Origin of the sequence: Leifsonia shinshuensis, assembly GCF_022606355.1 — a bacterium.
GTDB lineage: Bacteria > Actinomycetota > Actinomycetes > Actinomycetales > Microbacteriaceae > Leifsonia > Leifsonia shinshuensis_B.
Window position 1 is genome coordinate 415,713 of sequence record NZ_JAHHZQ010000003.1, and the last position, 21,129, is coordinate 436,841.

The following is a 21,129-nucleotide window of genomic DNA, read 5'->3' on the forward strand; positions in this document are numbered from 1 at the left end:
GGGTCATCGAGGGCGCCGCGCCACCTCAGCCTCCAACAGGTGCTCGACGACGGGCTCGCCCTCGGCGAGCGCCCGTGCGCGGTCGAGCAGCTGGCGGTCGTACTCGGTCATGCGCTCCTCGTGCTGGCTCAGGTGCTCGCTCCACGATCCGACCTGGAAGGCCTCCACCAGCACCGCGGGGTCCTCGCGGTCGGTGTAGAGCCCCCAGTCGCGGGCGCCTGTGCGCCGTCGTGAGCGGCCGACGGCGTCCATCCGCTGCGCGAACTCGTCGCGGCGCTCCGCCGCGACGGCGTAGCGGATCAGTACGAGCACCGGCGTCGCCCCGAGGTCGTCCGGAGCCTCCCCCTGCACCAGCGGCACGTCGGTCAGCGGCATCGCGACGATCGCCCTGCCCTTGTCGCGGGTGTCGATCGCCGGCCGCAGCGCGCTGACGATCCCGAGCACGACGAGCAGTGCCCCGCAGCCGAGCAGCACGCCGACCACACCCGCCCAGCCCGCCAGGGCACCCGTGACGGCCGACCCGACGGCGGTCGATCCGAAGAGCACGAGCTGGTAGATCGAGAGCCCGCGCGTGCGCACCCACACCGGCAGGAACGACTGCACGGTTCCGTTGATCGTCGCGATCACGCCGATCCAGGCGAACCCGCCGATCACCAGCGCGATCAGGACGAGCCAGAGCAGGGAGGTCAGGGCGACGACGACGATGCAGACACCGAACACGGCGGACGCGACGGCGACGATCGTCCCCGTGCTCCAGCGCGCCCGCAGCGGAGGGAGCAGGAACGCCCCGGCGACCGAGCCCACCCCGAGCGAAGCCAGCAGCAGGCCGTAACCTCCCGCGTCCAGGTGCAGCTCGGCGCTCGCCAGCACGGGCAGCAGCGCCCACAGACCGTTCGCCGGGAGGAGGAACAGCGCGAGCCGCAGGTACAGCCCGCGGATCGCGCCCGCGTTGCGCACATAACGCACGCCGGCGCGGGTCGCATCCAGGAACCGTTCCGGCCGGCCGCGCTTCGGCGTGTACCCGCGCCAGGCGAACAACGCGACGAGGAAGACCAGGAACGACAGCGCGTTCACCACGAAGACCGCCGTCACCCCCAGCTGTGCGACCACGAGGCCCGCCAGCGCCGGGCCGATCGCCCGCGCGACGTTGACGCCGATCGAGGACAGCACGGCGGCATCGGCGATCATCGGCGCAGGCACCACGTCCGGCACGACCGCCTGATAGGCGGGCAGCTGGAGGGCGGAGCCGGCACCGAGCAGGAACGTCACCGCGAGCAGCAGGGCGGGGGTCATCGCTCCCGCCCAGGTCAGCCACGCCAGGCCGAGCACGATCAGGAACTGCGCCGTCTGCACGACGATCAGCAGCGTCCGCCGGTTGAAGAACTCGCCGAGCACGCCGGCCGGGAGGGCGAGCAGCAGGACCGGGGCTGCGGCAGCGGTCTGCACGAGCGCGACCACCGACGCGGGACTCCCCTGCTCGACCAGCAGCCATTGCGCCCCGACCGTCTGCATCCAGCTGCCGATGTTGCTGACCAGGCCGGCGATCCAGAGCAGCCGGAAGACCCGGACGCCGAGCGGTGCGAATGCGGAGCTCATCGTGGCGCCGACCTCGACGGGTCGGCGGACAGCAGACGACGCTGCCGGAAGTATCGCGACTCCTGGTACGCGCCGTGGAGGACGATCAGGACCACCGCAGCGAGGACGCCCACCACGACCGCGACCGCGATGTTCCGGCTGGGCCAGTACACGAGCAGGGCGATCCCCACGCCGGCGACGATCGAGTTGACGATCGCGATCGCCGACGAGATGGTGAAGAACACGCCGCGCCGATAGCCGCGCTGCCCGATCTCCAGCAGTTCGTTGGGCGCATTCCCCGGCGGGATGGGGAAGAACGCGTCAGCGCCCGGCAGCAGCCCGCCGTAGTAGCGGCGGATCCGCTGGATCGACGCGAGCGCCGCCACATCCTCCAGCGAGGTCTGGACGAGACGCTCGTAGGTGAAGACGCCGAGGATGACGATGACCGGGATCACGACCCCGAGGAAGACCCACGCATAGGGAGTGGCCGCGAGGAAGCCGAACGCGACGAGTCCGCTGGAGAGCGTCATCAGGTAGAGGGAGGCACGGCTGCTCGATTCGCTCACGGTGATCCCCCGTGCCGACTCCAGCACGAAGTGCTCGGTCAGCAGCGCGTTGTAGAACGCCAGCGGACGGTCCCCGAGCGCCCCAGCCGAGTCCCGCGCGTCCGGGATTCCGGGCTGCTGGGGATCCGTCACGACCCCACCACGACCGTCGACGGCCAGCGGCCGAGCTCGGCGGCCGCGCGGTAGGTCGCCTGGAGGAAGTCCTGAACGAGCGCATCGGGATCGGCGGACCGGCGCACGGTCTCGTACGGCAGCAGGAACTCGCCGAGCTCCGCACTGAAGTACGCGCCGGCGGGGACCGGCGCGTCCGCGAAGCCCTCCGGAGCCGGGTACGCATACGAGTAGTAGGCACCCTCGGACCCTCCTCCCGGCCAGAACCCGGCGCTGCTGAGCTCCCGCGAGTATCCCTCGAGCATCACGCTGTCGGGGCAGTTGGGCGCACCGCCGGGATGAGCGGGGGCGTCCCGGCCGGAGAACCGGGTGACGGCGAGGTCCATCGCCCCCCAGAAGTAGTGGACGGGGCTGACCTTGCCCGTGAAGTCCGATCGGAACCGTCGCAGCTGCCGGTCCGCGTCGATCAGCTGCAGCCAGTACGCGTGCGCCTGATCGGGCACATAGCTGCGGTGCCCGACGTCCTGGGCGAACGGGATGGCCACCTCGACCTCGTTCGGGACGGGGTGGATCTCGACCTCGACCCCGAGCTCGCCCAGCGCCTTCAGGGTCGACTCGTAGAACGAGGCGACCGACTGCCCGGCGAGGGGGAGGATGCGTCTCCCGCCGCCGCTGGTGCGCAGGACGAGCCTGTGCTCGACGAAGTCGAACTCGATGTCGAGGATGCCCGCGGGTATCGGGATCGGCCCGGTGCCCAGACCGCGGGCGCTCAGGTACAGCGTCACGTGCCACCAGTGGTTCACCGGCGGGGTGAGCGCCATCCGGATCTTGCCGACGACCTGCGTCCACAGGTGGAGGGTGTCACGGGTGTCGCGCCACGAGTCGATCGGGAGCGCTGTGCGCACCGGAGTCGGCCCGGCGTCACGCGATGAACGCAAGGATGTCCCTGTCGAGCTCCTGCTGGTACGCACCGTAGATCCCGTGCGGCGCCCCCGGGTAGACCTTGAGCGTCCCGTCCTTCACCAGCCCGATGGACTTCTCCGCCGCCGCTGCGATCGGGACGATCTGGTCGTCGTCGCCATGCGCGATGAAGATCGGCACGTCCAGCGCCTGGAGGTCGGCGGTCTGGTCGGTCTCGCTGAACGCCTTCACACAGTCGTAGGCGGCGGCCAGGTTGACCAGCATCCCCTGGCGCCAGAAGTCGTCGACGAGACCCTGCGAGACCGGGGCGCCGTCGCGGTTGAAGCCGTAGAACGGCAGCGCGAGGTCCTTCCAGAACTGCGACCGGTCGTGCAGCACGTTGGCCCGGATCCCGTCGAACGCCTCGATCGGCGTGCCCTCGGGATTGGCGTCGGTCTGGAGCATCAGCGGAGGCACGGCGCCGGCGGTGACGACCGCGCGCACCCGTCCGGCGCCGTGCTGCGCCGCGTAGCGGACGACCTCGCCGCCCCCGGTCGAGTGCCCGACCACGACGAGGTCACGGAGGTCGAGGTGGTCGACGAGCTGGGCGAGGTCGCTCGCGTAGGTGCTCATGTCGTTGCCTGTGTACGTCTGCGACGACCGGCCATGGCCACGTCGGTCGTGGGCGATCACGCGGTACCCGGCGTCGGCGAAGACCTTCAGCTCGACCTGCCAGGCGTCGGAGCTCAGCGGCCAGCCGTGCGAGAACAGTACGGGACGGCCAGACCCCTGGTCGGTGTAGTAGAGCTCGGTCCCGTCGGAGGTGGTGATGTGCGGCATGGCGTCTCTCCTAGTAGTCGTGTGGTTCAGTCGGCGGGCAGGAAGCGCTGGACGAAGTCCAGCGCGGGCTGAGCGACGTCGGGCCAGCCGTGGTCGATCGTGAGCGAGTGCCCGCGTCCTTCGATCTCGACCATCTCGGTGACTCCGGGGTTCTTCTGCTGCAGGTGGAAGGTCGATCGGGTGATCGCGAGCGGGACGGTGTGGTCCTCCGCTCCGGCGATGATCAGCAGCGGCCCGCGGTCCGGGTTCTTCGTGTCCGCCGTGATCTCATTGTTCGAGAAGGGGTTGAAGTTCGCAACGACCGCCTGGAACAGCGGTGCCCCCGCGGCGGGCACGTGGTACGTCTCGTAGAGTCTGCGGGCCTCCTCCTCGTCCAGGTTGTTGGCCCAGCCGTAGCTGAACTGCTCGAAGGTCAGCGCGACCGCACGACTGCGATTCGCCGGGTTCCCGAGAACGGGGAAGGCCGACTTGATCGACGACGCCGGCAGCGGCAGCACGCCGCGGAACGGCGCGTTGTCGATCGCCACCGTGGCCGCGGACGCGCCCTCGCCCGCGATCTTCTGGGCGATCAAGCCGCCGAACGAGTGGCCGATGACCGCCGGTTTCGCCGTCAGCCGCGAGATCGCGGCCAGGTAGTGGTCGGTGACCTGCTGCACCATCTTCTTGGCGAACGCCTCGGGATGCTCGCGCGCCTCCTCGACGCTCGGTGGTTCGTCCGGCCATCCCGGCGCGATGGTCGCATAGCCGTTCTGCTCGAACAGCCCGCGCCAGGGGTCCCAGCTGCTGGAGAGCAGCCAGAGCCCGTGCACGAAGACGACGACCGGGCGCCCTGTCGCGTTCGCGCGCTCGATCTGGTCCAGCTCGGCTTCGGTGATATCGGTCATGGTGGCCTCTCCTGCGGTCCCGACGACCGCCTCTCGACGAAGGTCAGGTGGTGCGGTCGCGGCCAGGGAGCGCGCCCTCCGACACGGCGGCACGGTCGGCCGCGGGGACGTTGTCGAGGGTGAAGACCGCCACCCGCTCTGTCTAGGGCCGGGGTGGGGCGGGTGTCAAGATCCGACGAGCCGATCGGGCGGCGCGAAGCGCGTCAGGAGGGTTCAGCGACCCTGTGGAGCGGTGAACGAGCCGGTGCTGACGGGGACGGTCTCGGCGGCGATGTCGGCGTCGACGTCGCGGAGGGTGCGCTCGATGTGGTCGCGAAGCGAGCTCATGGGGGTGGTTCCTATCGTGGTGCGGGTAACCAAGACATCCTGCGCCATGCTCCCTGAGAACTCGCACAGCGGGCCCCCGATCGGGGTATCGTCGCGGCATGTGCCGGAACATCCGCTGCCTCCACAACTTCGAACCGCCCACGACCGACGACGAGGTGCGTGAAGCCGCGCTCCAATTCGTCCGCAAGGTCAGCGGCTCGACACGCCCCTCGCGAGCGAACGCGGCTGCCTTCGACCAGGCGATCGACGAGATCGCCCAGGCCACCCGCCGCATGCTCGACCAGCTGGTCACGAACGCTCCCCCGAAGAGCCGCGAGCTGGAGGCGGTCAAGGGCCGCGAACGCCACGAGAAGCGGATGGAGCGGGAGGTCCGCATCCGGACGATGGCGGTGTGAGGCGAGGTATTCACCCTGAGAATCACCCCGACCTCGCGTCATAACGGAGGGGTCCCCCCGTCTCTCAGGTGAACCACGTGTGAGTACCCCTCCGTTGCGACGGCCCCCGAAGCCGTCGCGGCGCCCGAACGCCCCGAATGCGTGCGGCTGTCGAGGAGGGCCGTTGCCCCGTTCTGCCGAGGTGCGTTCGTCGCGCCGCGGAAGGACCGCTTACCCGAAAGCAGTGATACCCGACATGCATCACCCTGCCCTGCGCGGCACCCGAGCCGCCACATCACCCTGGCCGAAGCGGATTATCGCATCACTGGTGGCCGTCCTCCTCTCACTCACGGGGGTCGCGGCCCTCGCGGCTCCCGCGAACGCCGCCGAGATCCCCGGAGCGATCACGAGCGTGAAGACCGACAAGTCGTCGTACGGCTACAGCGAGCGCCTCCGCCTCGACTTCACCTGGACCGTCCCGGACGGCAGCGCACCCGGCGACACGTTCGCCCTGCAACTCCCCGACGCCCTGAAAGCCGCGAGCCTCGCCCGGTTCACCCTGGCGGCGGCCGACGGGAGCCCGGTCGCGACAGCCGCGTGGAGCGGCAAGTCCGTGGTCTTCACGCTGACCGACTACGTGGCGTCCCATCGCTCCGTCGCCGGATCCGGATTCCTCACCGCGCAGTGGGATCACAGCGTGGTCACCGAGACCGGAGGACCGGTCGTCCTCACCTTCGGCACGAGCATCGCCACCGTGGAGATCGCACCGAAGCCGACGCCGACCCCGACGGACCCCGGCACGTCGGGGCCGTCCACCCCGCCCACCCAGCGCGGACTCTGGAAGGGCGCCGGCTGGGCCGACGGCTCCTACGAGGGCACCCGCGATCCCAAGGACAACATCAACTGGCTGGTGGAGCTGCCGGGCAACCCCACCGGGTACACCGGCCCCATCGACATCGTCGACCAGATCGGTCCCGGCAGCGCGATCGACTGCGCCACCATCCGGATCACCACGCGCGCCAGCCTCGCCGGAGGCACTCCGACCACCGCGCTCGACCCGTACCGCTACACCGTGGACTGCGCGGGCGCCACGCTCCACATCGTCCTCGACCGGATCGCGCCGAACGAGTTCATCGACATCCGCTACCAGGGCACCATCACCGACCAGAGCCGCGGCAACTACTCCAACGCCGTCACCGTGACGGCGCCGGGGCAGACCTGGACCAAGACCCAGACCATCAAGCGCACCGCGGCCGGCGGCGTCGGCAGCGGGACGCAGTCCGTCTCCGTCGGGGACTACGTGTGGCTGGACTCCGACGCGAACGGCCGCCAGGACGCCGGCGAGCACGGCATCCCCGGCGTGACGCTGGTGCTCACCGGCCCGACCGGCGCGCCGGTGACCGGCGTCGGCGGGCAGGTCGTGGGTCCGACCGTGACCGACGCCGACGGGAAGTACCTCTTCTCCGGCCTCCCGGTGCTCCCGGCGGGCCAGCACTACACGGTCACGATCGACCGGACCGCGTCGGCGAAGGCACTCGACGGGCTCACCCCCACCCTCGAGCACGTTGGCGATGCGCAGGGCGACTCGTCGACGTGGAGCGCGGAGTCCACCGACCTGACGACCGACGGCGCCTCCGACCTCACGCTCGACTTCGGGTTCCACGCGACGCCGACCCCGACCGACCCCACGACGACGACCCCGGGCAGCCAGATCGTCCCCGGCCCTCCGGCGCCGCCGGCGCCCCCCGCGCACCCGACGGCCACCGGCACCGGTGACACGGTCGCGCTCGCGCACACCGGGTCCGACATCGCCCTTCCGATCGTCGGGGCCGTCGTGCTGCTCGCCCTCGGCCTGGGCGGGGTCCTCGTCAGCCGCCGCCGCCGTCCCTCGCACCGGGGAGAACTGCACGGCTGATCACTCCGACCATCCCTCCGAGGGGCGCCCGCGTGCGGGCGTCCCTCGGATTTGTTAGCTTCAAGGCTCCGAGAGGAACGCGAATGACGTCGTACGACTCCTTCTCCGACGTGGAACTGATCGAGCTCGTCCGCGGCGGCGACAACGCGGCCTTCGGTGCGCTCTGGGAACGTCACTACCGCGCGGGCGCCGTGGTCGCGCGCTCGGCGACCTCCACGTCCGACCCGGAGGACGTCACCGCAGAGGCGTACGCCAAGATCCTCGCGGCGATCCGTTCGGGAGGCGGTCCGACCAGCGCGTTCCGGCCCTACCTCTTCACCACGATCCGCAACATCGCGACCTCCTGGGGGCGATCCCGGCGCGAGACGACGCTCGAGGACGCCGACGCGCTGGAGGACCCGTCGTTCGACGAGGACGCGACCGTCGCGGCGCTCGACCGCTCGCTGACGGCTCGGGCCTTCCGCAGCCTCCCGAGCCGGTGGCAGGAGGTGCTCTGGTACAGCGAGGTCGAGGAGATGTCGCCCAAGGACATCGCGCCGCTGCTCGGGATGAGCGCGAGCGCAGTCGCCGCTCTCGCCTACCGCGCGCGGGAGGGTCTGCGGCAGGCGTGGATCCAGGCGCACCTCGCCACCGTGGCCGCCGACTCCGAACACCGCTGGACCATCGACCACCTCGGCGCCTACGCCAGGAAGAAGACCACCAAACGCGAGACGGCCAGGATCGACGCCCACCTCGCCGACTGCGCCCGCTGCAGCATCGTCGCGGCGGAGGCGGAGGAGGTGGGCTCGCGGCTCGGCCTCGTGCTGCTGCCGCTCGTCGCCGGCGTCGGCGCGGCCACCGCCTACACGGCGTGGATGCACGGCGGGACGGGCTCGACGGCTTACGCGCTCGGCCCGGACGGCGCGGCGGACCCGTCCGGGTCGTCCGTGTCGTCCGGGTCAGGGTCGGGAGGCGCTGCCGCGTCCACCTCCGCCTCGACCCGCTGGGCGTTCGGCGTCACGGCCGCGGCAATCGCGGCGGCCGTGACGGTGGGCTTCGTCATCGGGCCGGGGATCGCCGAGAGCCTCTTCGGCCGCGTCGCCACGCCCTCGGCGCAGGCCCCGGCGGAGGATCCGGCTCCCCCGGCAGCCCCGGCGCCCTCAGCCCCGGCACCGTCCGCCCCGGCACCGACGGCGCCGGCGGCGCCCCCTGTCCCGGCCGAGCCGGCTCCGGCCGCTCCCGTCTTCGACTCGGCGCCGGCCTCACCGGCGCCCGCCCGGCCGGCGACGCCTCCTGCCCCGGCACCTCCGACGACCCCCACGACACCGACGACACCGACGACACCGACAACTCCGACGACACCGACGACACCGACCCTGGCCGCGCCGGCCATCAGCGGGGTCGACACCGGCACGGGGCTGTACTCCGGCCTCCTCGCCCCGATCTTGTCCGGCACGGCCGAGCCGGGCGCGACCGTCACGCTCTTCGACCACGGCGTCCGGGTGGCGGAGGTCACGGCCGACCCCGCGGGCGTCTGGACCTCGACGGAGCTGACGGCCGTCCGTCCGGACTTCTCGATCACGGCGACGCAGACCGGGACGACGGGGACCACCGCGGGTGTCACCTCCCCCGCCTCCCCAGCGACCACGGGCACCGTGACGGTGCCCGAAGTGACGGCCTCCGGCGGCGTCGGCACCGTCTCCGTGCAGGTCCACGGGCTCGTCGGCGCGACGGTTCGCGTCTTCGCCGACGGCCACGCCTCCGGCTACACGTTCGTGCTCGACGAGCGCGGCGACGGCGCGGGCAACTACACCTCGATCGTCGTCGGACCGCGACGGATCGGCGCGGCGTACGACGACGGACAGCGGCACGGACTGGTGGTCGATGTCCCGGTCATCGTCCAGTGAGGACCCCCGGAGCCGCTCCGTCGCTCGCCTCGGGGTGAAACCTGGGGCGAATCTGAGCAGTCCGCGTCATCGTTCGGGGTTCCACGCGTCTCTTCAACGACGTGCCTCGCGCTGATGACCCGAACCTCCGCGCGGGGCACGTCGAACGACACCCGACCCCGTCCCGCTTACCCGAAGAGAAACGATGTCGACCTCTGCCCCCTCGACCGCGCTCCCGAACCCGCCGAGAACCCACCTCCACCACTCGCCCCTCCCCCGTCTCCACCGCCTGCACGCCGAAACCACGGCATCTCCCGTCGAGCTGACCGCGCGGTTCCTGATCGCGCTCGTCGGAACGGACGTGCTGGCGTCGATGCCCGCGAACCGCGCCGCCCTCTCCGACCTCCTCGACCTGGAGGTCACCGAGCACGGCTACCGCCTGCTGGTCGCCCCGATGGTCGGCGGGGGTCGTCCGACGCCCGACGCGGTCGTCGCGCACACCGGGTGGTGGTTCAGGCAGCTGCCGTGAGCCGTCCCCGCCGTGGTATGGCGAGCTGCGACCGTGACGGCCGCGGCGTGGTCAGCCGGCCGTGACGCTGACGCTCCAGGTGACACCGAAGCGGTCGGTGAGCATCCCGAACCCGGCACTCCACGCGGAGGCCGCCAGCTGCTCGACGATCACCGCGCCAGCGGCGAGGGCGGCCCAGTACGCCTGGAGCTCATCGAGGGTGTCCGCGCCGATCGAGACGAACAGGGCCTGATCGGTGATCGTGACGTTGTTCTCGCGGCGCGTCGAACCGCCGCCGGCGATCCCGCCCTCGCTCCGGCCGGGGATGTCGTAGGCCATCAGCCTGAACCCGTTCTCGGCGGCGACGAGACCGAACACGATCCGGTCGGCGCCGGGAACATCGGCCGGCATCCCGGCGTCGGCGTAGGTGGTGGCGACGAGGTGGCCGCCGAAGACGGACTGGTAGAACTCCAGCGCAGCGCGCGCGTCACCGCGGAAGTTGAGGTGGGGTGTGGTCTGAATGGTCATCTGAGCTCCTCGGTCGGAGTCGGCCCGATCGGCCGACAGCTCCACGATCCCCTCCATGTAGGTCGGTTTCTGTCCTAGACCTCCTCTAGCCTGGGACGCATGACGACGACCTCCCGGCTGCTCGGCCTGCTGTCGCTGCTGCAGACTCGGCGCGAGTGGCCGGGCCCGGTGCTGGCGTCGCGGTTGGAGGTCAGCGACCGGACGGTCCGCCGCGACATCGACCGCCTGCGGGAGCTGGGGTACACCATCGAGGCCACGATGGGGCCGGACGGAGGCTACCGGCTGGCCGCGGGCAGCGAGCTGCCACCGCTGCTCTTCGACGACGACCAGACCGTCGCCATCGCCGTCGCCCTGCGCACCGCGCCCGCGGCGGGAGCCGAGATCGCGGAGGCGGCGATGCGCGCCCTCGGCACCATCCGCCAGGTGATGCCCTCACGCCTACGGCACCGGCTCGACGCGCTCGAGGTCACCGCGGTCGGCCGCCCCGGCGACGCGGTGCCCGCGAGCCCTCCACTCGACCGGCTCGTCACGCTCTCCGACACGATCCGGGACCGGCAGGTCCTCCGCTTCGACTACGACGCCGCCACGGGCACCGGCGACGGCACAGGCACGGGCACCGGCACAGGCACCGGCACGGGCACCGACGCCGCCCGGGTTCCGACTCCCCCGCGCCGCGTCGAACCACACCACCTGGTCACCTCCCAGGGCCGCTGGTACCTCGTCGCGTGGGACCTCGACCGCGACGGTTGGCGCCTGTTCCGCGTCGACCGGATCCACCCGCGGATCCCCCACGGCCCGCGCTTCGCCCCGCGCACCGTGCCGGGAGGCGACGTCGACGCGTTCGTCTCGGCGCGCTTCCGCGGATCCGCGGTGGACGAGTGGCCGTGCCGCGGCACCGTCGTCCTCCACCTGCCCGCGCGCGACGTCGTGCCGTTCGCCGGCGACGGCACGGTCGAGCCGATCGACGAGCACCGCTGCCGCCTCGAAGCCGGTTCCTGGTCGTGGGAGGCGCTGGCCGCGTCCTTCGGACGGTTCGGCGCCGCGATGGAGGTCGTCGGACCACCCGAGCTGGCCGCTGCGTTCGGGACGCTCGCGGAGCGGTATGCGGCGGGGCCTACCCGCTGACGCTCCTCACACGTCCCGGTCGAACAGGTCCTCCCACGTCTCCCGCCGGATGACCGCCCGCGCCTCGCCGTCGCGCGCGAAGACCACGGGCGGCCGGCGGTAGCCGTTGTAGTTGTTCGCCATGGTGTGGGTGTACGCGCCGGTGGCCGGCACGGCGAGGAGGTCGCCGACCCGGGCGGCGGGCAGCCGCAGCGGGTCGATGAGCACGTCCCCCGACTCGCAGTGCCGCCCGACCACCACGACGTCCTCCGCGTCCTCGTCGTTCAGGCGGCCGGCGAGCACGGCCTCGTAGCGCTGCCCGAACAGCGCGACCTCGAGGTTGTCGCCCATGCCGCCGTCGACCGCGACGAAGGTGCGCGCGTCGCGTTTCACGGTGGTGACCGTGTAGAGGGTGGAGGCCGACCCGTTCACCAGGCTGCGGCCCGGCTCGATGATCAGCTCCGCGTCGGCCGGCAGGTGTTCGTCGGCCGCCGCGAGCAGGGCTTCGACGTACTCGTCGACCGAGGCGGGCCGGTCGGCGGTGGTGTAGCGGGCGCCGAGGCCGCCGCCGAGGTCGTACACCGGGAACGTGCCGAGGGCGGCCAGCGGTTCGACCGCGGCGGCGAGCTCCGCCGGATCCATGATCTGCGAGCCGACGTGGGCGTGCACCCCGCGCATCTCGAGCAGCGGGCTCTCCTCGATCCGGGCGATGAGACGGCGTGCCGCAGCGGCCGTCAGCCCGAACTTGGAGCCGACCTGACCGGTCTGCACGCTGGGGTGGGTGGACGATGCGACCTCGGGGACGACGCGGACGAGGACGCCCTGGACGCTCCCGGGTGCGACCAGCTGCTCGAGGCGGTCGACGTCGTCGGCGTTGTCCACGACGACGAGCCCGATGGCGGCCTCCACCGCGATCCGCAGCTCCTCCGTCGTCTTGGCGTTGCCGTGCATGACGACGAGCGCCGGGTCGACCCCGGCCCGCAGGGCGCTGAGGATCTCACCGCCGCCCGCGACGTCCAGGCCGAGCCCCTCCTCCACCATGACCCGCTGCACGGCGGTTGCAGGGAAGGCCTTCGGCGCGAAGACGACGCGCGCGTTCGGTCGGCGCGACGTGAGGGCCGTACGGTACTCGCAGGCCCTGGCACGGAGGGCGCCCTCGTCGACGACGATCGCGGGGGTGCCGAACTCCCGCGCGAGGTCGTCGACCCGGCAGCCTGCGATGACAAGCGTGCCGTCGGGATCGACGGTCGTTCCTTCGGGGAAGAGGTCGAGGAGGGGATGCGCCATGGCTGGGCCTCTCGGTCTGATTCGGATCGGGCGGTCTGGTTCGGAACGGGCGGAACGGCGAAGGTCGTGTCAGCGTTCGGCGAGGCCGTGCGGGACGACGACGACCGGCACGGGAGAGTGGCGGAGGATCTTGGCCGCGTGCGAGCCGAGGAACACCCGCGCGATCGGGCCGAGCGTGCTCGACCCGACGACCAGCACCTCGTCGGGCTCCCAGCCGATGTCCGCGATGGCGGCCTCCCACGACTCGCCTCGTCCCACGGCGACACCGGTGACCCCGGGTGCGCCCTCCAGCTCGGTCACCTGGCGCACCAGCGAGGCCGCGTGCTTCTCGACGTCGGCCGCCCAGGTGTCGGCGATGGCCTGGTCGGCGTCGAGACCGGCGCCCGACGTCCCGGAATCGCGGGGCACGACGGCGAAGGAGGCGACGCGCAGGTCGGCGCCCGCGGCCGCGGCCACTCCCGCCGCACCGAGCACGAGCGGCGTCGACGCACCGGTTCCGCGGTAGGCGGCGGTCACCCGGCTGACGCGCGAGCCCGCCTCCGTGCGGTAGCCGCGAGGCGCGATCGCGACGGGGACCGGCGACGCGTGCAGCAGCGTGTCGCTCGCGGACCCGAGCGCGATCCGCCCCGGCTGCCCGTCCACCGCCGAGCCGACCACGATCATCGACGCCTCGCGCTGCTCGGCGAGCTCCACGAGCCCGCGACGGGCGGACGGCGCCTCGTGGAGCAGGTACTCCGCCGCGATGGACTCGCCGAGCACGGCCGCGGCGTAGTCGAGGGCTCCGTCGGCGTTGTCCCGCGTGTAGCCGCGCCACTCCGCGTCCGCGCCTCCGGCCGTGGACGGCCAGGCGGGCGGCACGACGGCGGCGACGATCAGGTCGGTGCCGGTCGAGCGTGCGAGCATCGCGGCCAGGTGCAGCGCGGACGCGGAGCGGTGGGCGGGGTCCACCCCGATGACGATGCTCATCTCCGGTTCGCCTTCCTGCGCTCTGCGGCCTCGCGGATCTCGCTCTTGCTCGGCTGCGCGAAGTTGCTCGTGTACAGCGCCTCAGGCTCGACCGCCGGGGACCCGGTCTGCAGCGTGGAGTGCTTCCTGCCGTAGAACCAGTAGAAGACCAGGAAGACGGCCGTCCAGATCAGGAACACGATGATCGTGATCGGGCGCAGCTGGGTGATGATCGCGATGCAGCCGGCGATCGACAGGATCGGGATCGTCCAGCCGAGCGGCAGGCGGAAACCGCGCTCCAGCTCCGGCTCGCGCACGCGCAGGATGATGACCCCGAGCGACACCACGAGGAAGGCCACGAGGGTGCCGATGCTCGTCATCTCGGCGAGGAAGTCGATCGGGACGACCGCGGCGAGGACGCTCGTGGCGATCATCACGATCACCGTGTTGCGCACCGGCGTCATCGACCGCGCGTTGACCTTCGCGAACACCTTCGGGATCATCCCGTCACGCGACATGGCGAACAGGATGCGCGTCTGCCCGTAGAGGCAGACCAGCGTCACGGAGAAGATCGAGATGATCGCGCCGATCGCGACGACGGTACCCGGCCAGCTGGAACCGACGATGTTCTGCAGGATCGCGGCGAGCCCGGCGTCCTGGTTCGCGAACTTCTGCGGCGACTGCGCGCCCAGGGCGGCGAGGCTGGTGGCGACGTAGAGCACGATGATGATGCCGAGCGCGAAGATGATCGCGAGCGGCAGGTTGCGCTTCGGGTTCTTCGCCTCCTCGCCGGCCGTCGACACCGCGTCGAGACCGACGAACGAGAAGAAGATGATCCCGGCGCCGCCGACGATGCCCGCGAATCCGGCCGGTGCGAAGTTGTGGAAGTGGTCGCTGTTCCACCCGGTGAAGGCGATCGCGCAGAAGAACAGGACGACGGCGATCTTGACGATCACCATGATGCTGTTGACCGTCGTGGACTCCCGTGCGCCGCGCACGAGCAGCAGCGAGCACAGCACGATGACGATGACAGCGGGGATGTTGATGATGCCGCCCTGCTCCGGCGCCTGCGAGAGCTGCACGGGGAGCTGCCAGCCGAAGAGGTTCTGCAGCAGCTGATTGACGTACTGCGACCAGCCGACGGCGACGGCGGCCGTGGAGACGCCGTACTCGAGCAGGAGACACGCACCGACCGCCATCGCGGTACCCTCTCCGAGCGTCGCGTACGCGTACGAGTAGGTCGAGCCGGAGGCCGGGACGGCGCCCGCCATCTCGGCGTAGCAGAGCGCGGTGAGCCCGGCCACGACACCGCCGATGACGAAGGACCAGATCACCGCGGGTCCGGCGACGGGGACCGCCTGGGACAGGATGAAGAAGATTCCCGTGCCGAGCGTCCCGCCGACCCCGATCATGGTGAGCGAGAAGAGGCCGATGCTGCGTTTCAGGTGCGCCTCTCCGGCCCCGGGAGGGGTCGTCGGCTTTCTGCGCAGCAGCTGCTGGGCGATTGTGGGCATGTACCAGTCTCCTTTGATTGGTGGGGGGTCTGCGAAATCCGTCGCCGGTCGGGCGTAGTCAGGCGCTGCTTGTCACCCGGAACCGCTCGACGCGCGCGTCGACGGCCCCGCGCACATAGCCGGACGGGGAGGCGGCGACGGCCTGCAGGAAGGCCACGGTCTGCTCCGTGATCTCCTCGCCGGGGATGAGGTTCGGGATCCCGGGCGGGTAGGCGGCGAGGGTGTCGGCCGACACGCGCCCGACCGCCTCGGCCGCAGGTACGAGCTCGGTGTCTGCGAAGAACGCGTCCCTGGGCAGCATCCGCAGCGGACCGGCGTCGGGCAGCGCGGGGAACTCATCGGCCCCGCCGCCCGACCGCTCGGCGTCGGCCTCCGCCGAGTCGGCCGCCGCCGCGAGCGCCCGGTACGCCCTGTCGAGATCGGGCGTCTTGCCCGCGCCGATGAGGGCGACGAGCGTGGTCGCTGTCGACATCTCGAAGAAGATCCCGTCGGCGTCGATGAGACGCTGACGCAGCCAGTGCCCGCTGACTCCCGTGGCCGACACGTCGATCGCGACGCGCATCGGGTCGACGGCGACGATGTCGTCGTAGGCGGCGAATCCGTCGCTGAGCACGCCGAAGCGCGGGTCGGCCCGCAGCGCCTCGCGGAAGGAGTCGGCGACGGCGATCGACCGGCCGATCAGCTCCTCGCCTGTGGCGAGGGAGTGCCGCGCGATGTCGAGCGAGGCCTGCAGCAGCGCCGAGGTGGAGGTCGACGCGGTGATCGACACGGCCCGCTCCACGAGCGGTTCGAGGGCGTCGGCGAACGGGCCGTGGCCGAGGTGGAGCATGGCGGACTGGGTCAGGGAGCCGCCCAGCTTGTGGGTGCTCGAGACCACCAGGTCCGCGCCCAGCCGGGCGGGTGACTCCGGCAGGTCGGGGTGGAACCCGAAGTGCGGCCCCCAGGCGCCGTCGACGATGAGTGGGGCGCCGTGGGCGTGCGCGACCCGTGCCAGTGCGGCGACATCGGCGACCGAGCCGAAGTAGCTGGGCGAGACGAGGTAGACGGAGTCCGCGGGGCGTCCGGCACGCGCGGCGGCGGTCAGCGCCTCGTCGAGGGAGGCGGGCGAGACGCCGTGCGCGACGCCGTTGGCGGTGTCGAGCGAGGGAAGCACGAACGAGGGGATGAGGCCCGCCGAGAGCACTCCATCGCTGAAGCTGGAGTGCGCGCTGCGCTGGGAGAGGATGTTCTCGCCGAGCCCGCGCACGGCGAGCGCGGCGATCCGGTTGGCCTGCGAGGCGCCACCGGTCAGGAACCAGGTGCGCCGCGCTCCCCACGCGTCCGCCGCGAGGTCGAGGGAACGGCTGAGCGGCGAGTCCTGGCCGAGATCGATGTCGTCCAGGAGCATCGGGACGTCGAGCTCCAGCGGTCGCGGCCCGAGGAAGCCGGCGAGCCGGGCGCTGAGCCCGAGCTCGTCGCCGCCGTGCCCCGGGACCATCAGCGCGACAGGTCCGCGGGCCGCGTGGCGCTCCAGCGCGTCCGCGTACGGTGTCTCCCAGTGACGGAGGTCGGCGGTGGGCGGCACCGCTCGCGAGCGGTCGATCGCGGAGGAGTGAGTGGGGGCCATTCCTCCATCGTGAGGCCGGCGTCGCGTCGCCAGAATCCCCCGAAGTTCGCCCAGCCCACATAGACTGTATGTCACTGGTCATCCGGCAGGAGTGACCACACCCGCATCCAGACAGGGGATCCGATGGCGGATCTGCGACAGTTCGAGGCGCTCAGAGCGGTCCACGCCGAAGGCTCGGTCACGGCCGCGGCCCGCCGTCTGGGGTGGGGCCAGCCGACCGTCGACTACCACCTCAAGAACCTCGAGCGCCTGGTCGGCTCCCCCGTGCTCGTGCGCTCGCCCCGGGGCAGCAGGCTGACACCGGTCGGGATGCTCCTCCTGGAGCGGGCGCAGGAGATCCTCACCCTGAGCGAGCGGGCCATCGGGGACGCGCGCGAGTTCAGCCGGCTGGGGCGCGTGCGGCTGAGGTTCGGTACCTTCGCGACGGCGGCGGCGAGCATCCTGCCGTTCGTCGCGGCACGCGTCGGCGACCTCGGCATCGAGATCGACGCCACGTTCGGGGAGGTCCCCGCGCTCGTCGAGTGGATCAACCGCGGCGCGCTCGACGCCGCGCTCGTGTATTCGGCACCCGGCTACGAGCTGCCGTTCCGTCCGAACGTGGAGACGATGGAGGTGTACCGCGATCCCCTGATGCTGGCGCTGCCCGCCGGCCATCCGCTCGCCTCACGCGCGTCGATCGATCTCGCCGCCGTGCTCTCGCTGCGCGACGAGCGCTGGGTGTTCGCCACCTCGGAGGACGACGCGATGGACCGCCTCGTCGTCGACGCGTTCGCAGCGGAGGGGCACGTCCTCGACGTCGCGATCAGGACCGACGACTTCCAGGTGCTCCTCGGCATGACCGCCGCGCGGATGGTGGTCGGGATCATCCCGAGCCTCGCGACGACCGCCGCACACCCGGGCATCGTCCTGAGGCCCATCCACGACCCGTCGTTCGTGCGCTCCGTCCTCGTCGCGACACCCGCGGAGGACGCGAGCCACCGCCCCTCCCCGGCCGTGCGCCACCTCGTGGCCGCCGTGCGGGACGGGTTCGCGGCGGTGCGGGAGCGGGGCGGTGGTCCCGACGTGTGACCTGCCGCGCGCGGACGGCGACTACGACAGCGGGAGCGCCCGCATCGCACCGAGCTCCTGCAGCTCCCAGGTGTTCCCGTCCGGGTCGCTGAAGGACGCGAACCTCACGCCGCCCAGGTCACGGATCTCCCCGACCGTCGCCCCGCGCGCCAGGAGCTCGTCGCGAGCGGCCTCGATGTCGTCGACCACCAGGTGCAGGCCCCTCACGGTGCCCTCCTCCGGTGCGCCCGCCCCCATCCCCGTGCCGAAGGCGATGGAGCAGGCCGAGCCGGGCGGGGTGAACTGCACGATCCGCATCCCGTTGCCCGGTTCGACGTCGTGGTCGAGCGCGAAGCCGATCGTCTCGGCGTAGAACGCCTTGGCGCGGTCCACGTCAGAGACGGGGATCGGAACGAGTTCCAGTCTCAGGTCCATGCGCGCGCTCCTCAGCCGGCGAGTGCGGTGATCCGGCGGAGGACGTCGGTCGTCAGTTTGTCGAGCGACTGGTGCATGCCGGCGTAGGCGAAGACCGACATCAGGCTGCGGCTCCAGCCACGCTCGGTGATCGTCAGCTCGGTCAGGCCGTCGAGGGCGGCGAACTCGACCGACGTGCGGATGCCCTGGCTGAACCCCTCGGGGAGTTGATCGGCCGGAAGCGGCTCGCCGTCCGCGTCCGTGATGCTCTGCGTGAACTCGAGGCGCTCGAGCGGGACGATCTTCGTATAGACGCCGCCGGTGAAGCTCTCCGCACCGCCCTGATCGTCAGGGGCCCGCATGCTGAATACGTACGAACCGCCCTCGCGCAGGTCGATCGATGCGGAGGGGGAGGTGTAGTCCTCCGGGCCCCACCACTCGGTGACCAGTTCGGGATCGGTCCAGAGCCGCCAGACGGTCTCGACCGGTGCGTTAAGGATCCGGCTCACCACGATTTCCGTCGTGCCGTCGGTCATTTCTTCTCCCCTGTCCTGGCCTTCTCGAGGTAGGCGTCGATGTTGTCGAGGCGCGCGTTCCACAGCCGGGCGCGGTCGGAGAGCCAGCTCTCGACCCGCCCGATCGCGCCGGCGTCCAGCCGGTAGACGCGCTGCTGCGCCCGCTTCTCCACGGTGACGAGCCCCGCTTCCCGCAGCACCTTGAGGTGTTGCGAGATCGCGGATGCGCTGCTCGCGAATCCCGCGGAGATGTCGCCGGCGGCGAGCTCACCACGCTGGGCCAGAAGGTCGACGATCCCCGAACGGGTCGGGTCGGCCAGCGCGGCGAAGGCGGTCGTGGGTGCGGTCACGATGGTTATATTACAGCGAGTGCTTAATTAAGACAATGCTCAATTAACTGAGATCCCGACGGCACCACGCCGGAGGCTCGCGGCCCGCAGCACGGCCTCCACGCTGGCCGTGAGCACCGACCGGTGGCGACCGGCGGACCAGTGGACGCCCTCGGAGTCGCGGTGCTCGATCAGGCTCAGCGCCTCGCTCGCCGCGCCGGCGGTGAGGGAGGTCTGGTGCAGGGAGAGGATCTCCACCTCGATGCCGCGCTCCGCCAGCAGGCGCGTGACCGCCTCGACCGGACCGACGTCGTCGTAGCCGGCGTGGTGCTCGACCCCGTCGATGCGGACTCCGATGCGGGTGCTGCTCGTCCCGGCCTGCTGGTCCGTCTCGAGCTCCACCAGCGCGATGTCGTCGTGCGGCGCGCGGAGGTAGCTGTGCTCGAAGAGGTCGAGCAGCTGGGCTGCGTCGACCTCCACGCCGGTGCTGTCCGTGTGCTGCTGCACGCTCCGGGCGAAGTCGATCTGCATGCGGCGGGGCAGTTCGATGCCGTACTCGGTCTCCAGGAGGTAGGCGATCCCGCCCTTGCCGGACTGCGAGTTGACACGGATGACGGCGTCGTAGCTGCGGCCGAGGTCGGCCGGGTCGATCGGCAGGTAGGGGACCCGCCAGTCGATGGCGCTCTCCGGCCGCCCCTCCGCCGCCGCTCGGGCGCGGTGCTCGGCGAACCCCTTCTTGATCGCGTCCTGGTGGGTGCCGCTGAAGGCGGTGTGCACGAGGTCGCCCACATACGGGTGGCGGGGGTGCACCTCGATCCGGTTGCAGTACTCGACGGTGCGGCGGATGCGGTCGATGTCGGAGAAGTCGATCATCGGATCCACGCCCTGGGCGTGCAGGTTCAGGGCGAGGGTGGCGAGGTCGACGTTGCCCGTGCGCTCACCGTTGCCGAAGATGCAGCCCTCCACCCGCTGCGCCCCCGCGAGCACGGCGAGCTCGGCGCAGGCGATGCCGGTTCCGCGGTCGTTGTGCGGGTGCACCGAGAGGATCACCGCGTCGCGGCGGCCGAGGTTCTTGTGCATGTACTCGATCTGGTCGGCGTAGACGTTCGGTGTCGCGACCTCCACGGTGGCCGGCAGGTTGAGGATCACCGGCCGTTCCGGCGTGGCCTCCCAGAGCGCGGTCACCGCGTCGCAGATCTCGATGATGTAGTCCGGCTCGGTGAGGTTGAAGACTTCCGGTGAGAACTCGAAACGCACGTTCGGCAGGTGCCCGGCGAGTTCGAGCACGTCACCCGCGCCCTCCAGGATCAGGTCGCGCAGCTCGTCCCGGCCCTTCCCGAGCACCACGTCCCGCCAGACGGGCGCTGTCGCGGTGTACAGGTGGATCACGACCGGGTTGCGGATGCCGCGGATCGACTCCACCGTCCGCTCGATGAGGTCGCGGCGCGCGGGCGTGAAGACGACGATCGTGACGTCGTCAGGCGCGATGTCCTTCTCGGCGATGTCGCGCACGAAGTCGTAGTCCGTCTGCGACGCCGACGGGTAGCCGACCTCGATCTCCGTGTAGCCCATCGAGACCAGGAGCTCGAAGAAGCGGCGCTTGCGCTCGGGATCCATCGGCTCCGCGAGCGCCTGGTTGCCGTCGCGGAGGTCGACCGGCACCCACAGGGGGGCGCTGACGAGACGGCGGTCGGGCCAGTCCCTGTCGATGGGCGGGACCTCCACCCGGTCGAAGACGTCGCGGTAGCGCTGCCACGGCATCCTGGAGGGCCGCTGCCGGTTCCAGGATGGAGTCCCTGTCGGCCGTTGCCGATCCGTGGCGGAGCGGGAAGAGGGTGTGCTGATGGTCATGTTCGGATTCCTGTCTCGATCGGCGACCTGATCGACCGGCGGCACCCGCCTCCACGGCGGGGTGCCGGTCTGGCTACGCCCCGCCGCGGCGGCGAAGAAGGAATCCCTGAAGCATGCTCCGACG

The 21,129-nt window shown here is 71.3% G+C and carries 20 protein-coding genes; 6 read left to right on the plus strand and 14 right to left on the minus strand.

Annotation, left to right across the window (positions count from 1 at the left end):
- Positions 1 to 3: 3 nt before the first annotated feature.
- The 5 genes from KNO15_RS13460 to KNO15_RS13480 are packed head-to-tail and all read right to left on the minus strand — an operon-like array spanning position 4 to position 4,876.
- The gene (locus KNO15_RS13460) at positions 4 to 1,596 is read right to left on the minus strand and encodes an MFS transporter (RefSeq protein ID WP_241704246.1); all 1,593 of its coding nucleotides are present in this window, start codon (positions 1,594 to 1,596) and stop codon (positions 4 to 6) included.
- On the minus strand, positions 1,593 to 2,273 hold the full coding sequence (locus tag KNO15_RS13465; protein ID WP_241704247.1) for a hypothetical protein: 681 nt from the start codon (positions 2,271 to 2,273) through the stop codon (positions 1,593 to 1,595). Before KNO15_RS13465 ends, KNO15_RS13460 begins: the two co-directional genes overlap by 4 nt.
- Positions 2,270 to 3,190: a DUF5996 family protein gene (locus KNO15_RS13470; protein WP_241704248.1), complete on the minus strand. Its 921-nt coding sequence runs from the start codon at positions 3,188 to 3,190 to the stop codon at positions 2,270 to 2,272. The genes KNO15_RS13465 and KNO15_RS13470 overlap by 4 nt, the downstream gene beginning before the upstream one ends.
- Complete coding sequence (locus KNO15_RS13475) at positions 3,174 to 3,992, minus strand: alpha/beta fold hydrolase (protein WP_241704249.1); 819 nt, start codon at positions 3,990 to 3,992, stop codon at positions 3,174 to 3,176. The genes KNO15_RS13470 and KNO15_RS13475 overlap by 17 nt, the downstream gene beginning before the upstream one ends.
- Positions 3,993 to 4,018: 26 nt before the next feature.
- Complete coding sequence (locus tag KNO15_RS13480; RefSeq protein ID WP_241704250.1) at positions 4,019 to 4,876, minus strand: alpha/beta hydrolase; 858 nt, start codon at positions 4,874 to 4,876, stop codon at positions 4,019 to 4,021.
- Between the two features lie 425 nt (positions 4,877 to 5,301).
- Here KNO15_RS13480 and KNO15_RS13485 point away from each other — a divergent pair, with 425 nt between their 5' ends.
- From KNO15_RS13485 to KNO15_RS13500, 4 genes are all read left to right on the plus strand, one after another.
- A complete protein-coding gene (locus KNO15_RS13485; RefSeq protein WP_241704251.1) occupies positions 5,302 to 5,598 on the plus strand; it encodes a DUF2277 domain-containing protein in 297 nt (98 codons plus the stop codon).
- Positions 5,599 to 5,905: 307 nt separating this feature from the next.
- Positions 5,906 to 7,492, plus strand: coding sequence for an SdrD B-like domain-containing protein (locus KNO15_RS13490; protein ID WP_241704252.1), 1,587 nt, complete (start codon positions 5,906 to 5,908; stop codon positions 7,490 to 7,492).
- Between the two features lie 83 nt (positions 7,493 to 7,575).
- On the plus strand, positions 7,576 to 9,378 hold the full coding sequence (locus KNO15_RS13495; protein WP_241704253.1) for a sigma-70 family RNA polymerase sigma factor: 1,803 nt from the start codon (positions 7,576 to 7,578) through the stop codon (positions 9,376 to 9,378).
- 184 nt (positions 9,379 to 9,562) lie between these two features.
- Positions 9,563 to 9,886: a hypothetical protein gene (locus tag KNO15_RS13500; protein WP_241704254.1), complete on the plus strand. Its 324-nt coding sequence runs from the start codon at positions 9,563 to 9,565 to the stop codon at positions 9,884 to 9,886.
- Positions 9,887 to 9,937: 51 nt separating this feature from the next.
- Here the strand turns inward: KNO15_RS13500 and KNO15_RS13505 are convergent, their stop codons facing one another.
- Positions 9,938 to 10,393: a VOC family protein gene (locus KNO15_RS13505; RefSeq protein ID WP_241704255.1), complete on the minus strand. Its 456-nt coding sequence runs from the start codon at positions 10,391 to 10,393 to the stop codon at positions 9,938 to 9,940.
- A 99-nt stretch (positions 10,394 to 10,492) separates the two neighbouring features.
- Here KNO15_RS13505 and KNO15_RS13510 point away from each other — a divergent pair, with 99 nt between their 5' ends.
- Complete coding sequence (locus KNO15_RS13510) at positions 10,493 to 11,518, plus strand: helix-turn-helix transcriptional regulator (RefSeq protein WP_241704256.1); 1,026 nt, start codon at positions 10,493 to 10,495, stop codon at positions 11,516 to 11,518.
- Between the two features lie 6 nt (positions 11,519 to 11,524).
- Here KNO15_RS13510 and lysA read toward each other — a convergent pair whose 3' ends face one another.
- From lysA to KNO15_RS13530, 4 genes are all read right to left on the minus strand, one after another.
- Complete coding sequence (gene lysA, locus KNO15_RS13515; RefSeq protein ID WP_241704257.1) at positions 11,525 to 12,784, minus strand: diaminopimelate decarboxylase; 1,260 nt, start codon at positions 12,782 to 12,784, stop codon at positions 11,525 to 11,527.
- 69 nt (positions 12,785 to 12,853) lie between these two features.
- Positions 12,854 to 13,750 carry a universal stress protein gene (locus KNO15_RS13520; RefSeq protein ID WP_241704258.1) on the minus strand — a complete coding sequence of 299 codons (897 nt, stop codon included), beginning with the start codon at positions 13,748 to 13,750 and terminating at the stop codon, positions 12,854 to 12,856.
- Positions 13,747 to 15,243, minus strand: a complete 1,497-nt coding sequence (locus KNO15_RS13525) for an amino acid permease (protein ID WP_241704259.1) — start codon at positions 15,241 to 15,243, stop codon at positions 13,747 to 13,749. The genes KNO15_RS13520 and KNO15_RS13525 overlap by 4 nt, the downstream gene beginning before the upstream one ends.
- 58 nt (positions 15,244 to 15,301) lie before the next feature.
- On the minus strand, positions 15,302 to 16,849 hold the full coding sequence (locus tag KNO15_RS13530) for an aminotransferase class I/II-fold pyridoxal phosphate-dependent enzyme (protein ID WP_241704260.1): 1,548 nt from the start codon (positions 16,847 to 16,849) through the stop codon (positions 15,302 to 15,304).
- Between the two features lie 123 nt (positions 16,850 to 16,972).
- On the opposite strand from KNO15_RS13530, the gene KNO15_RS13535 reads away from it, so the two are divergent.
- Entirely contained in the window at positions 16,973 to 17,917 is a 945-nt protein-coding gene (locus tag KNO15_RS13535; protein ID WP_241704261.1) for a LysR family transcriptional regulator, read from the plus strand.
- Between the two features lie 21 nt (positions 17,918 to 17,938).
- Here the strand turns inward: KNO15_RS13535 and KNO15_RS13540 are convergent, their stop codons facing one another.
- From KNO15_RS13540 to KNO15_RS13555, 4 genes are read right to left on the minus strand one after another with little or no spacing between them, the layout of a single operon-like run.
- Entirely contained in the window at positions 17,939 to 18,331 is a 393-nt protein-coding gene (locus KNO15_RS13540) for a VOC family protein (RefSeq protein ID WP_241704262.1), read from the minus strand.
- Between the two features lie 11 nt (positions 18,332 to 18,342).
- Positions 18,343 to 18,819 carry an SRPBCC family protein gene (locus KNO15_RS13545; protein ID WP_241704263.1) on the minus strand — a complete coding sequence of 159 codons (477 nt, stop codon included), beginning with the start codon at positions 18,817 to 18,819 and terminating at the stop codon, positions 18,343 to 18,345.
- Positions 18,820 to 18,842: 23 nt separating this feature from the next.
- Complete coding sequence (locus KNO15_RS13550) at positions 18,843 to 19,175, minus strand: ArsR/SmtB family transcription factor (protein WP_241704264.1); 333 nt, start codon at positions 19,173 to 19,175, stop codon at positions 18,843 to 18,845.
- Positions 19,176 to 19,214: 39 nt separating this feature from the next.
- A complete protein-coding gene (locus KNO15_RS13555; RefSeq protein WP_441328150.1) occupies positions 19,215 to 21,005 on the minus strand; it encodes a 2-isopropylmalate synthase in 1,791 nt (596 codons plus the stop codon).
- Positions 21,006 to 21,129 lie beyond the last annotated feature (124 nt).